This is a genomic window from Enterobacter sp. SORGH_AS_0287 (assembly GCF_031453695.1).
GTDB classification, from domain to species: Bacteria; Pseudomonadota; Gammaproteobacteria; order Enterobacterales; family Enterobacteriaceae; genus Enterobacter; species Enterobacter ludwigii.
In genome coordinates this window covers 637,336-649,363 of sequence record NZ_JAVIZW010000001.1, presented here as the reverse complement: position 1 = coordinate 649,363, position 12,028 = coordinate 637,336, and the positions used below count along the sequence as shown (strand labels likewise).

Sequence of the window (12,028 nt, the reverse complement as noted above, 5' to 3'; positions counted from 1 at the left end):
CATCCTTCCGCTAGTGACTATGGCAAGGATGTTCAGCTCGCAGCGTTTACCGTTTGCGGGGTAAAAAAAAGCAGCGGTAATTGCTTACCGCTGCTGGAATCTTGCCCACACGTTCGGGTTAAACAGCTTGTTCGATCTGTTCATCCAGCAGTTGTGGAATAATATCGGCAGCTTCCCGGGAAAGTTTACGTCTTTTTACTGCTCGGGATGGAGGCTGGCATAAACTACAGGCGAAGCTGCCTGCAGGCTGATGCGCATGGGTAATAAAATTGCCATCGCAGCAGTTACAGCGCGACAGCTCAAGCATTCCGCTTTCAACAAAACGCACCAGCGTCCATGCGCGGGTGAGCGCCAGCAAAGGACCCTCGTCCTGCTGCGGGCATTGTTCAAGGTAAAGTTTATACGCTTTGATCACGGCATCAACGCCGCTACACAAACCGGTTTTGAGAAGATACTGCCAGGCATTACAGAACATGGAGGCATGAATGTTCTGTTCCCAGGTCATAAACCAGTCCGTTGAAAACGGCAGCATTCCTTTCGGCGGGGGACTACCACGTAACTCTTTATACAATTTGATGAGGCGACCACGACTCAGCTGAGTCTCGCTTTCCAGCATTTGTAAACGAGCACCGAGCGTAATCAGCTCCATTGCTAACTGTATGTCACGCGCTTCCTGAACAATGCTTTTCTCGCTCATTGCTAGGCCCTTTTCTTACGGGCTGCGTCATCAGGCTGGCTGATTTCGGTAAGCAAGCGAGTGGAAAGAAGAATACCGGTATGGATCTGTTGAAGATCGTCAACACGGGAATCCTGCGTCAGACGCGTGATAGTCTGAGGATTGTCAAAACGGAACTGGCAAACCAGTTGGTTTGTTTCCGCCAGTTTAACCATTTGAGGAAGGGTTAACCCACCCAGCATGGTTGCCATTTCTTCATTAATACCCAGACGAAACATCGCGGACGCCTTGTCCTGACTAATCAAACGCTGCGCGAGCAGTAAATACGACAAATTGATGTCATAGATATGTTTTAGCAACTCGGATGTATGCATTGTTCCCATCCCGAATAACCAACTATTATTTTTATGCGGAAAGACCGCACCCCGTGATGTCGCCGGGAAATCACCCGGTATAAAAAAGAAAAGGCTAAATGCATAGTCGAATTTAGGTTTGTATTCATTGAAACGCGCAACAGCTGAAACGCGGTTACGTCTCTTACACGTTTTATCATTTCTTACAAATAACTAAGATTTTTCCTAATTCGACGCAAACTCTACTCGTCAGTTTTGACACATACAATGCAGCCACCCCCAAATTTAAAAAAAATGTGATCTACGTCACACAATTTAAGTGAATATCTCCCATAAATCCATCAGTATGACTTGTAAATTGGTTGTTTTTTGAACGATCGACACTGTTTTCTATTCTTTATGGGCGAATACTCATGCAGGAGTATGAGCAGCAGTGGCATGACATGTGCTGTTCGAAACGTGTCAGCGACCGGATGCGCGTCACAGCGAATCCATCGTAAGGTCACATTTTCATTACCTATAAAAAACATGTAGTTATGCAAAACGCCCATAACAATTGTTTCACATGGTAATCATTAGAAATGTGTTTATAACGCGTTAAAACGATTTAACACCGGAAACGTAAAAAAGTGTGATTCAGGTTAAGTTGTTAATTTTTTTCATTTAGGCACGTTTTCCCGTTATTCTTCTTATAAGAATAATTAATGAATAATTATGATTAGCTTCACACTTATGTCGTATTCACCTCTTGCAGATCCGGTGAAATCGCGGTAATGGTGACTAAGACGCTGTCTTTCAGACACCTAAGGAGTGCGTTATGAGTTACTCCCATCTTCTTGTTTCTGTTGCGGTTTCGCCCGAAAGCCATGAACTCATCGCCCGGGCGGTTTCCATTGCCAGACCGCATAATGCCCGTATCAGCCTGATCACCCTCGCGGCCGAGCCTGAGATGTATAATCAACTGGCTGCCCCCATGCTGGAAGATATTCGTGAGGTTTTACAGGAAGAAACGCAGCAATTTATGCGCGAGCTGGTAGAAAAGGCGCAATATCCTATATATGACACCATTATTGCGACCGGGGAGCTTAATGCGCATATTCTCAGCATATGCAGTAAGCAGAATATTGATTTAGTAATATGCGGGAATCATAACCACAGCTTTTTTTCTCGCGCAGCCTGTGCGGCGAAATCGATTGTGGCGTCAAGCCAGGTGGATGTGTTGTTAGTGCCTCTTGGGGGTCGTTAAACCCCCAGAGGAAAATCAGGCGAGTTTAGGGAATGTCGCGATCTTTTTTTGCAGGTGGCCTTCATTACTCTGCGGCGCAATATCACGAAGATCGCGAATAAAACGCGCCTGCCAGTGGTTAATATCGTTCTTACGGATCGTTTCCATCATCTCGGCATGGCGGGAAATACGCTCCGTGAGCGGCATCGTCAGCGCACGGTTGAGGGCATTCGCCACGTCGTCACGATCGTAAGGGTTAACGATAAGCGCAGACGTCAATTCATTGGCGGCCCCGGCAAACTGGGAAAGCACCAGCACACCCGGATCGGCGGGGTCCTGGGCGGCGACGTACTCTTTCGCGACCAGGTTCATCCCGTCCCGCAATGGCGTAACCAGCCCGACATCCGCATAGCGGAACACTTTCATCAGGATCTTACGGTCAAAGTGTTGATTGAGATAAAACAGTGGCGTCCAGCCCAACTGACCGTAGCGGCCATTAATGCGCCCTGCTTCCGTCTCCAGCTGGTGACGAATATCCTGATAAGCCTGCACTTCACCGCGCGAGGTGGGCGCTATCTGCGTATAGCGGATTTTACCGTGATGCTGCGGGTACTTCTCCAGCAGCGTTTCATACGCCAGGAAACGTTCCGGCAGCCCTTTGGAATAATCAAGACGCTCCACCGAGAAAATATTCTTCACGTGCTTGAGTTCATTCTTAAGCTGCGCCAGTTTGGGCGGCAGCGGACCGGAAGCCTGCTCGGCAATCTCTTCAGGTTCAATACCGATGGGATACACTTCAGTGTGGAATGTCTTGCCCCAGGCCGTATGGGTTTTCCCCCCTTTGGTCACCACTCGCGTTTTGCCGGACACAGAATCGAGGAACGCAAGTCGATCATTCTCAGTCTGGAAGCCCAGCAGATCGTAGTCACACAGCGCATCCAGCAACTCTTCATGCGGCGGCAGCGCGGTAAAGATTTCCGGCGTCGGGAACGGAATATGCAGGAAAAAACCAATCCGGTTATTCACTCCCCTTTTACGCAACTCTCTGGCGAAGGGCAGCAGGTGATAATCGTGGATCCATAAAATATCGTCTTCCTCGATTAAAGGCAGCAGTTTATCCGCCAGCAGCGAATTCACCCGCGTGTAGCCTTCAAAGGACTCGCGCTGGAATTTAACCAGATCCAGACGATAGTGAAACGCTGGCCACAGCACAGCATTGGAGAATTGCGAGTAATACTCGTCATAATCTTTTTCGTTTAACGCAAACGACGCCCACGTAATATTTCCGCGCGTCACTTTCTTGAGCGGTTTCTGTTCTTCACTGATTTCACCATTCCAGCCAAACCACAGCCCACCGGCGGCTTTTAAGGCACCTAATACCCCAACCGCCAGGCCACCTGCACTGGATTTTTTATCATCAGGCGGTGCAATTCGGTTAGAGACGACGACTAAGCGACCCATAATGGTTTCCCCCTTTGTTTTGCGCTATTTGTTGTTGTTGCTGGTTAGCGATGTCAGATATCCACTGCCAGACGCTGGCGACATCCGCCAGACGCCATTCGGCGATAGTCTCACCAGGCCCGACCTTGATGGCGATCCCTCCGGCCTGATTCACCACACGAAACCCTGCCTCATCGGTCAGGTCATCCCCAATAAAAACGGGCGTCCTGCCGTTAAAAGGCGGTGTCGCCATAAACGCAGCAATCGCCGCGCCTTTATTGATCCCTTTAGGTTTAAGCTCCACCACGCATTTACCCGGCTGCAGCGCCAGCTCCGGATGTGCATTTGCTATAGCGGTCGCAAGCGCAAGCACAGCCGCTTCGTGCTGCGGCGCCTGGCGATAATGCAGGGCAAAAGCCATCCCTTTGGCTTCAAGCTCCGTACCGGGCAGTTCTGCCAGCGCAGACGAGAGTTGTACCTGTAGCGCCTGGATTAATGCGTCGGGGAGTGAAACGATATGCGTTTGATCATGGATGTCGCGGCGCTCCGCTCCGTGTACACCGGCCAGCGGAAAGCGATAAGGCCTGGCAAGCTGGTCCAGTTCGGCCATCGAGCGCCCTGATATCAATGCCACTGCTCCCTCAGTCATCTGCGAGAGCTGATGCAACTTCTGAAGAACCGTGGCGGGGATCGCCACCAGGTCAGGATGCGGCTTTATCTCGGCGAGCGTACCGTCGAGATCAAAAAAGAAAGCATAGTGTCCGGGCAGTACAGGCGGTGCAGTTAACAAGTCAGCCACCCTATTCCTCCTTACGGTTTACGAGAGGTAAACGCCTTTACCTCTTTCATAGCCATGTAAGTATAGACAGTGTGACGTCGCTCGCCATTTGACAACCGCCTCGCCAGCAAAACTGGCGAGGCGGTTCGGGGGTCAGCTAAGGTTATTAGTTGAGCAATATAAAGATAGGAAAAACCTCAGACGGTGCGCTTCGCTTTTTGCTTGTAACGGTCGAATATCACCGCTGCCAGCAGGATCAGGCCACGAACGACGTACTGAGAGAACGGCGAAATATTGAGCAGGTTCATGGCGTTCTCTACCGTCCCCAGGATCAGGATACCGGCCACCACATATGAGATTTTTCCGATGCCGCCTTTCAGGGAAACGCCCCCCAAAACACAGGCTGAAATGACGATCAGCTCATAACCGATAGAGGTCATTGGCTGGCCACTGGTCATTCGCGACGCCAGAATAATCCCTGCGGCTGCAGAGACCAGCCCGGAGAGAACAAAGATAATAATCTTGGTACGCACCACCGGCACACCGGCCAGACGTGCGGCTTCTTCATTGCCCCCGATAGCCAGGGTATTACGGCCAAACGTGGTCCGGTTGAGCAGGAACCCGAACAGGATAAGACAGGCCACGGTCAGCCAGATTGGCGCTGGCAGCCCCAGCCAGTTAGCGTAACCGAGGGTAAAGAAGCGCTCGTCTTCAATCCCCACCGCTTTACCGTCAGAGATGATATAGGCAAGACCTCGCACAATTTGCATGGTCGCAAGCGTTGTGATCAGGGCGTTAATCTTCAGACGAGCAATGACAAAGCCGTTCACCAGACCGCTGAGCACGCCCAGTAACAAACCCGCCAGCACGCCAATCCACAGACTCTCCGTCATGTTGATTACCACAGCCGTGGTGACACCGGCACAGGCAATAACCGAGGCCACCGACAGGTCAAAATCGCCCGAGGCCAGACAGAACAGCATACCGCAGGCCACCATGCCGGACATGGAAATGGCCAGCCCCAGCCCTTTCATATTAATAAAGGTGGCAAAATTAGGAACGAAGATCGCACAGGCGACAAACAGGGCGGCAAAAACCACCAGCATGCCGTACTGATCCCAGATTCGGCCAAAACTGAACGCCGACTTTGGCGCTCCGGATGTAGTAACAGAGGACATCATTAACTCCTTACTCAGGCGACAGCCTGGCTGACTTTAGGCATGGCGAGATTCAACGCCTGTTGTTCATTCGCCTGTTCATGAAGCAATTCACCGGCAATTTCACCTTCACGCATGACGACAATGCGATCGGCGACGCCAAGCACTTCAGGCAGATCGCTGGAGGCGAAGAGCACCGCCACGCCGCGTTTTGCCAGTTCATAGATCACGTTATAAATCTCGTGTTTTGCCCCCACATCGATACCGCGCGTCGGTTCGTCCAGTAAAATGACCTTCATATCCTCCGACAGCCAGCGGCCCAGAATGGCCTTCTGCTGGTTGCCCCCGGAAAGATTCATGATCAGCTGTTCCGGTCCCGGCGTTTTGATATTGAGTGAACGAATGTGGTGATCGGCATTGCTCGATTCCCAGCTATCGTTGATCAGGCATCCTGCGCGGATAAATTTGCGACGGGCGGAGATATTGATGTTGTCACGCACCGAATGCACCGGAATAATCCCCTCCGCTTTGCGATCTTCCGGGCAGAGCATCATGCCTGCCTTAATCGCGTGGGCGGGCTTCTGAATATCCACCGCTGCGCCGTCAATAGACACCACGCCTTCGGTAATGCGCGTGCCGCCGAACAACCCTTTCATTAACTCGCTACGCCCTGCGCCCACCAGGCCGAACAGCCCGACGATTTCACCGCTGCGTACCGATAACGAAACCGGCATGCGTACTCCCGGCGCTTTTACATTATCCAGTCGCAGGCGTTCAGGGCCGTACTCACGCGGTTTCCAGTGGTAAATGTCCCCCAGATCGCGTCCGACCATCGCCTGGACAAGCTGGTCATGGTTCACCTGCGCCATATCGCTAAAGGTGCGCACATAGCGGCCATCTTTAAACACGGTGATGGCGTCGCTCAGGGCAAATATCTCTTCCATACGGTGCGAAACATACAAAATCGTGCGGCCTTCCTGGCGCAACTCCCGGATCACGCGGAACAGGTTTTCGATTTCACGTGCGGAAAGCGAACTGGTGGGTTCGTCAAAGGCAATAATTCTGGCGTTACGCGCCAGAGCCTTGGCAATTTCAACCATCTGCCACTGGCCGATGGAGAGGTATTTCAGCGGCGTCTGAGGATCGACGTCCAGCCCAAGATGTTTAAGCTGCAGCCCTGCTTCATAATTAAGTAGCGAACGATTAACCACGCCGCTTTTGTGCGGGAGCTGTCCTAAATAGATGTTCTCGGCCACGGTCATCTCTGGGATCAGGTGCAGTTCCTGATAGATAATGGCCACCCCGGCATTAAGCGCCGCCGTGGTATCAGCAAAAGCCACCTCTTCGCCACGAATGGCCAATGTGCCGGTCGTAGGGGAATAGTTGCCGCTGAGGATTTTCAACAGCGTGGATTTTCCCGCGCCGTTTTCACCCATCAGGGCATGAACCTGGCCGGCATAGCAGTCGAAACTGATATCGGTCAGCGCGTTAACACCGGGGAACGTTTTCCCGATGCCGCGAAATGAGAGATACGGATCAGACTGTCGCATAACGTCTCCGTGATTCCTGTAGTGTGTACGTCTGGCCCCTCATGGTGAATGAGGGGCGCAATCACAGCGTATTACTTACCGCCCAGTCCTTTTTTCGCCAGTTCCTCTTTGAAGTTGTCGCGGGTAATCAGCACCACGTCGGTCACTTCAGTAAATTTCGGCGGTTCAGCCCCTTTGGTCACCCAGTTGTAGAGCATTTCACTGGATTTGTAGCCGTGTACGTCCGGGCTTGGCAGCAGAGAGCCGTAGAAGCCGGTCGCCTGCGCTTTGGACAGTTCGCTGACGGCGTCAACGCCGTTGATACCGATACCGATAACATCCGGAGCTTTGAAGCCCTGACCTTCTGTCGCACGCACGCCACCCAGCACGGTGTTGTCGTTCATACCGACCACCAGCCAGTGTTTAACTTCCGGGTGTTGAACCAGCATTGAGTTCGCGGCGTCGAACGCGCCGGGGATATCGTTGGATTTGGTAGGAACTTTATAGATCTGTTTTTCCGGGAAGCCGGCGGCTTTCAGAGCGTCCATGGAACCGGTAGTACGACGACGTGCAGTATCCAGCTCATCAGCCGTGATGGCCATGACGCCCGTCTCTTTTACATCCCAGCCGCGCTTTTGCATCTCTTTATAGAGTTCCTGACCCTGGCGCTCACCAATTTTGGTCGCGGCCATCATTACCAGCGGCACGGTGTCCATTGGCTTGCCTTTGGCATTGACGAACTGATCGTCAACGGCAATAACCTTCATGTCGTAACCGCGCGCTTTAGCCGCAATTGCCGACCCCAGTTTTGGATCGGGTGTACAGATAACGAAACCTTTCGCACCGCTGGCCGCCAGGCTGTCGATGGCGTTCAGGGTTTTTTCACCGTCAGGCACGGCGATTTTAATGACGTCAAAACCTAAATCTTTTCCGGCTTTATCGGCGAATTTCCACTCAGTCTGGAACCACGGCTCTTCTGGCTGTTTTACCAAAAAACCGAGTTTTAAATTCTCTGCGATAGCGGATTGTGACATAACAGCAGCCAGACCAACGGCCGCCAGCGCTTTAGTAAATTTGTGCATGGTAAACTCCAGCTTTAGCATTCTTTTCTGTAGGGAATATTTGCGTGCTTCTTATTTAATCGGACTTAAAACAAGGCATTAGCGCTTACCTCGTCATAAGCGTTATTGCTGGTGATAGTTTTAGCGGGAAATTAATCATCCATAAGAGAGCGCCATCACACCGCAGAATTACAGTAATTGCGTACATAAATTCAGCGGAAAATGACATAAAAACGGCAGGAATTGTCGGACAAATGAAACGGGGTTAAGCAGAATTATCCATAAGATCAGCTAAGAAGTCCCTGAGCGCCGGACGCTCTAGCATCCGGCGGGAAATTTACCAGGCGTAATAGATGTGGTCAGCATGATCGCGAACGGGCGTTTCGTCACCCAACAGTCGAGCAGCAAGGGCCAGCGCAAAGTCAAACGCATGACCAAGACCTTTGCCGCTGAGCAGGTTTTTATCCTGGACGACCGGTGCATCCACATATTCACCGTCTTTTACCGTCTCCCATAAATCCCCTGAGCAGACGTAGCGACGCCCCCGAAGCAGCCCATTTCCCCCCAGCACGCGCGCCGCTGCTGAACAAATAGGGCAAATCAGCTTTCCGCGCGCGTCATGTGCAGAAATAAAACGGATAACCTGCGGATCCGCGGCCAGATTTGCGCTGCCCTGGGGTCCCCCAGGTAGAACAATCGCATCGTAAAGCGAATCACGGCGTTCTGATAAGGTGCTGTCTGCCACCATGGAAATGTTATGGTAACTGACCACTGCACGCGACTGCGCGCAGGCCAGAGTTTCCACGTCGATGTTCAGCCGGCGCAAAATATCAATGGTGATAATCGCCTCTGCTTCCTCAAAACCGGGTGCCAACAGCACCGCAACCTTTGCCATCATAGACCTCAATGATTGAAACAAGATAAAACAGTGTTTCATTTTTACATAATCATTAAGAACAATCTTGCACAGCGATCACACACTCGCCTTTTTGCGATAAATTGATTTAGCGCAATTTTATTCCTCAAAATATATCCTGATTGATTGATCTGTTTTTCACATCGTCACAGAAGATTCTGTTGCCTTAATATTTTCACTCTTGAAAAAACGAGACAAACAATACACAAACACATAAAAATCAATTAGTTATTAATGTGTTAATTTATATCCACCTGTTTTCATTTCTGTACTATATTAAATTTTGTAATGTATGGTAAACACAGCCTAATTAAGAGTTTTCTTAGAAAGAATACAAGGGTATGCTTATTTATATCGAACACAGGAAGTGAATATTCGATCGACTTTTGTCGCCGCAGAAATGCCATTTCTGCATTCCATTAGATGTGTCTGCCGGGTCAGGTTAGCCGCGGACATCACGTCCCACAGTCAATAAGGATATGAGTATGACTACCCAAACGATGATGCAAAAACTCAATGCCCAGTTGAACCTCGAGTTCTATGCCTCGAATCTGCACCTGCATATCAGCTCGTGGTGTTCCGAAAACAGTCTCAATGGCTCCGCCACTTTTTTTCGCAGCCAGGCGCAAAGCAACGTCACCCATATGATGCGTGTTTTTAACTTCATGAAAGCCGCAGGGGCGAACCCAACCGTAAAAGCGCTTGATACGATCGACGATAACTACTCTTCTCTGGAAGAATTGTTTGAGAAAACGCTGGAACAGTACGAACAGCGTTGCAGCACGCTTAACAAGCTGGCCGATGAAGCCAGAGCACAACACGACACCAAAACCCTTAAATTCTTACGCGATATGGATAAAGCGCAACAGCAGGACGGCATGCTGCTCAAAACGCTGGCGGACGAAATCCATAACGCGCAGCAGGCGGGTTTATGTCCGGAACAAACCGACCGTCATCTGCTTGACCTTGTGACGGTACAGCACCACTGATCATTTTCCTGCTCCCTGCCAGGCGCGCTTTTCGGCCTACCGGGAGCAGGTTCCCCCTCTCGTCGCCAACCTTCTGCTTTTGCTAAGATTTAACAAATCAGATCTCGCTCTCAATGATTAACCACACAACATGTAATGATTTATTTAATTACATTATCATTGACGAGGGAGCATCATGATCACCATTGAGTTTATTGTCATCCTCCTCTGCCTGCTGACAGGTACGCGTTTCGGCGGCATGGGACTTGGGTTGATAAGCGGTATTGGGCTTTTTATTTTATGTTTTGTCTTTGGTCTGCAACCCGGCAAACCGCCGGTTGACGTGATGCTGACCATTCTCGCCGTCATTGGATGTGCCGCAACGCTTCAGACCGCAGGCGGCCTGAACGTCATGATGCAATTTGCTGAGCGCCTGCTGCGCAAACATCCTCAACACATCACGCTTCTCGCCCCTTTTACCACCTGGATGCTGACCTTTCTTTGCGGGACCGGACACGTGGTGTACACCATGTTTCCCATCATTGCGGATATCGCCCTGAAAAAAGGGATCCGCCCGGAACGCCCAATGGCCGTGGCATCAGTGGCATCGCAGATGGCAATTACGGCCTCGCCGGTCTCCGTGGCCGTTGTGTCACTGGTCTCCATTCTGGGCGCGCAGCATGGGCTCGGCCACGCGTGGGGAATACTGGAAATTCTCGCCGTCTCGGTTCCTGCCTCACTGTTCGGTGTGGCGATTGCTGCGCTGTGGAGTTTGCGTCGTGGGAAAGCGCTAGCGGACGATAAGGAGTTTCAGGAAAAGCTCAAAGATCCGAAGCAGCGTGAATTCATCTACGGCGGGACGGAAACGTTAATGAATCAACGTTTTCCAAAACAGGCCTACTGGTCCACGTGGATTTTCTTCGCCGGCATTGCCGTGGTTGTCCTGCTGGGGGCATTCCCTGACCTGCGCCCTGCATTTGAGATAAAAGGAAAAATGACGGCGTTGTCGATGAACCTTGTCATCCAGATGATGATGTTAATTGCCGGTGCCGTAATGCTGATGGCCTGCAAGGTCAATGCGTCTGCCATTTCTAACGGCGCGGTGTTTAAGGCGGGTATGGTCGCGATCTTCTCGGTGTTCGGGGTGGCGTGGATGAGCGATACCTTTTTCCAGGCGCATCTTGATGAGTTAAAGCTGGCGCTGGAAGGCGTGGTGAAAAGCCATCCGTGGACCTACGCGATTGTGCTGTTCCTGGTATCAAAGCTGGTGAACAGCCAGGCGGCAGCCCTGACGGCCGTTGCGCCTATGGGACTGATGCTGGGAATCGACCCGAAAATGCTGATCGCCTTTTTCCCGGCCTCTTACGGCTATTTTGTCCTGCCGACCTACCCAAGCGATTTAGCCTGCATCGGCTTTGACCGTTCGGGCACAACCCGCATCGGCAAATTTATCATTAACCACAGCTTTATTCTGCCGGGATTAATTGGCGTAAGCTGCGCGTGTGCGGCGAGCTATCTGCTGGTACAGACGTTCTTTTAAGGTGAGCGAAGGGCGACAAACGGTCGCCCTTTTTAGCGTCAGGCGGGCTTTAGTGAGACTCGCCCTGCGGCGTGAATCGCAGTTCAATCAGCGCGATGGCTTTCTGAATAGCGCGAAGCGTGACCGGGTCAGCCGCAGCGGGATGGCTGTTGAAATCGATATTTTTCAGCTGCGTGGACATCTTCTCGCGCACTTCAACCGGCGCAATAACGTCCAGGACATCAAGGATTTGTTTGATAACTAACTGACAGGCGACAACGTCAGACACCAGCTCCTGATCGGCGCTCAGGTTTTGTGACATGGGGCTTTCTCCTTATTTAAAGGCCGCCATAGTAACAAAACGAAGGCCCTTTCATCTCCCTCTCGTCGCTTACGGGCACAAAAA

At 51.3% G+C, this 12,028-nt stretch carries 12 protein-coding genes; 3 read left to right on the top strand and 9 right to left on the bottom strand.

Annotation, left to right across the window (positions count from 1 at the left end):
- Nucleotides 1-118: 118 nt before the first annotated feature.
- A complete protein-coding gene (flhC, locus tag QE396_RS03005; RefSeq protein ID WP_014170677.1) occupies nt 119-697 on the bottom strand; it encodes a flagellar transcriptional regulator FlhC in 579 nt (192 codons plus the stop codon).
- Between the two features lie 2 nt (nt 698-699).
- Nucleotides 700-1,050, bottom strand: a complete 351-nt coding sequence (flhD, locus tag QE396_RS03000) for a flagellar transcriptional regulator FlhD (RefSeq protein WP_020883374.1) — start codon at nt 1,048-1,050, stop codon at nt 700-702.
- A gap of 796 nt (nt 1,051-1,846) precedes the next feature.
- Between flhD and uspC the strand changes: the two genes are divergently transcribed.
- Nucleotides 1,847-2,275, top strand: coding sequence for a universal stress protein UspC (gene uspC / locus QE396_RS02995; RefSeq protein ID WP_014170679.1), 429 nt, complete (start codon nt 1,847-1,849; stop codon nt 2,273-2,275).
- A 15-nt stretch (nt 2,276-2,290) separates the two neighbouring features.
- On the opposite strand, the gene otsA is transcribed toward uspC, so the two are convergent.
- From otsA to QE396_RS02965, 6 genes are all read right to left on the bottom strand, one after another.
- Complete coding sequence (gene otsA, locus QE396_RS02990) at nt 2,291-3,715, bottom strand: alpha,alpha-trehalose-phosphate synthase (RefSeq protein ID WP_014170680.1); 1,425 nt, start codon at nt 3,713-3,715, stop codon at nt 2,291-2,293.
- The gene (gene otsB, locus QE396_RS02985; RefSeq protein ID WP_020883373.1) at nt 3,690-4,493 is read right to left on the bottom strand and encodes a trehalose-phosphatase; all 804 of its coding nucleotides are present in this window, start codon (nt 4,491-4,493) and stop codon (nt 3,690-3,692) included. The genes otsA and otsB overlap by 26 nt, the downstream gene beginning before the upstream one ends.
- A 176-nt stretch (nt 4,494-4,669) precedes the next feature.
- The gene (gene araH, locus QE396_RS02980) at nt 4,670-5,650 is read right to left on the bottom strand and encodes an arabinose ABC transporter permease AraH (RefSeq protein ID WP_014884358.1); all 981 of its coding nucleotides are present in this window, start codon (nt 5,648-5,650) and stop codon (nt 4,670-4,672) included.
- A gap of 14 nt (nt 5,651-5,664) precedes the next feature.
- Nucleotides 5,665-7,179 (bottom strand): L-arabinose ABC transporter ATP-binding protein AraG, encoded by a 1,515-nt coding sequence (araG, locus tag QE396_RS02975; RefSeq protein WP_020883372.1) that lies wholly within the window; start codon nt 7,177-7,179, stop codon nt 5,665-5,667.
- A 71-nt stretch (nt 7,180-7,250) separates the two neighbouring features.
- Nucleotides 7,251-8,240 (bottom strand): arabinose ABC transporter substrate-binding protein AraF, encoded by a 990-nt coding sequence (gene araF / locus QE396_RS02970; protein ID WP_020883371.1) that lies wholly within the window; start codon nt 8,238-8,240, stop codon nt 7,251-7,253.
- Between the two features lie 316 nt (nt 8,241-8,556).
- Nucleotides 8,557-9,114, bottom strand: coding sequence for a DJ-1 family glyoxalase III (locus tag QE396_RS02965; protein WP_020883370.1), 558 nt, complete (start codon nt 9,112-9,114; stop codon nt 8,557-8,559).
- A 506-nt stretch (nt 9,115-9,620) separates the two neighbouring features.
- Between QE396_RS02965 and QE396_RS02960 the strand changes: the two genes are divergently transcribed.
- On the top strand, nt 9,621-10,124 hold the full coding sequence (locus QE396_RS02960) for a non-heme ferritin-like protein (RefSeq protein WP_020883369.1): 504 nt from the start codon (nt 9,621-9,623) through the stop codon (nt 10,122-10,124).
- 175 nt (nt 10,125-10,299) lie between these two features.
- A complete protein-coding gene (locus QE396_RS02955) occupies nt 10,300-11,643 on the top strand; it encodes an anaerobic C4-dicarboxylate transporter (RefSeq protein WP_020883368.1) in 1,344 nt (447 codons plus the stop codon).
- Between the two features lie 49 nt (nt 11,644-11,692).
- Here QE396_RS02955 and QE396_RS02950 read toward each other — a convergent pair whose 3' ends face one another.
- Complete coding sequence (locus QE396_RS02950; RefSeq protein WP_014170688.1) at nt 11,693-11,944, bottom strand: DUF2766 family protein; 252 nt, start codon at nt 11,942-11,944, stop codon at nt 11,693-11,695.
- Nucleotides 11,945-12,028: the final 84 nt, after the last annotated feature.

Bases quoted from the DNA above. Each gene is read 5' to 3' on its own strand.
- flhC (WP_014170677.1), bottom strand. From the start codon at position 697: ATGAGCGAGAAAAGCATTGTTCAGGAAGCGCGTGACATACAGTTAGCA.
- flhD (WP_020883374.1), bottom strand. From the start codon at position 1,050: ATGCATACATCCGAGTTGCTAAAACATATCTATGACATCAATTTGTCG.
- uspC (WP_014170679.1), top strand. From the start codon at position 1,847: ATGAGTTACTCCCATCTTCTTGTTTCTGTTGCGGTTTCGCCCGAAAGC.
- otsA (WP_014170680.1), bottom strand. From the start codon at position 3,715: ATGGGTCGCTTAGTCGTCGTCTCTAACCGAATTGCACCGCCTGATGAT.
- araH (WP_014884358.1), bottom strand. From the start codon at position 5,650: ATGTCCTCTGTTACTACATCCGGAGCGCCAAAGTCGGCGTTCAGTTTT.
- araG (WP_020883372.1), bottom strand. From the start codon at position 7,179: ATGCGACAGTCTGATCCGTATCTCTCATTTCGCGGCATCGGGAAAACG.
- araF (WP_020883371.1), bottom strand. From the start codon at position 8,240: ATGCACAAATTTACTAAAGCGCTGGCGGCCGTTGGTCTGGCTGCTGTT.
- QE396_RS02965 (WP_020883370.1), bottom strand. From the start codon at position 9,114: ATGGCAAAGGTTGCGGTGCTGTTGGCACCCGGTTTTGAGGAAGCAGAG.
- QE396_RS02960 (WP_020883369.1), top strand. From the start codon at position 9,621: ATGACTACCCAAACGATGATGCAAAAACTCAATGCCCAGTTGAACCTC.
- QE396_RS02955 (WP_020883368.1), top strand. From the start codon at position 10,300: ATGATCACCATTGAGTTTATTGTCATCCTCCTCTGCCTGCTGACAGGT.
- QE396_RS02950 (WP_014170688.1), bottom strand. From the start codon at position 11,944: ATGTCACAAAACCTGAGCGCCGATCAGGAGCTGGTGTCTGACGTTGTC.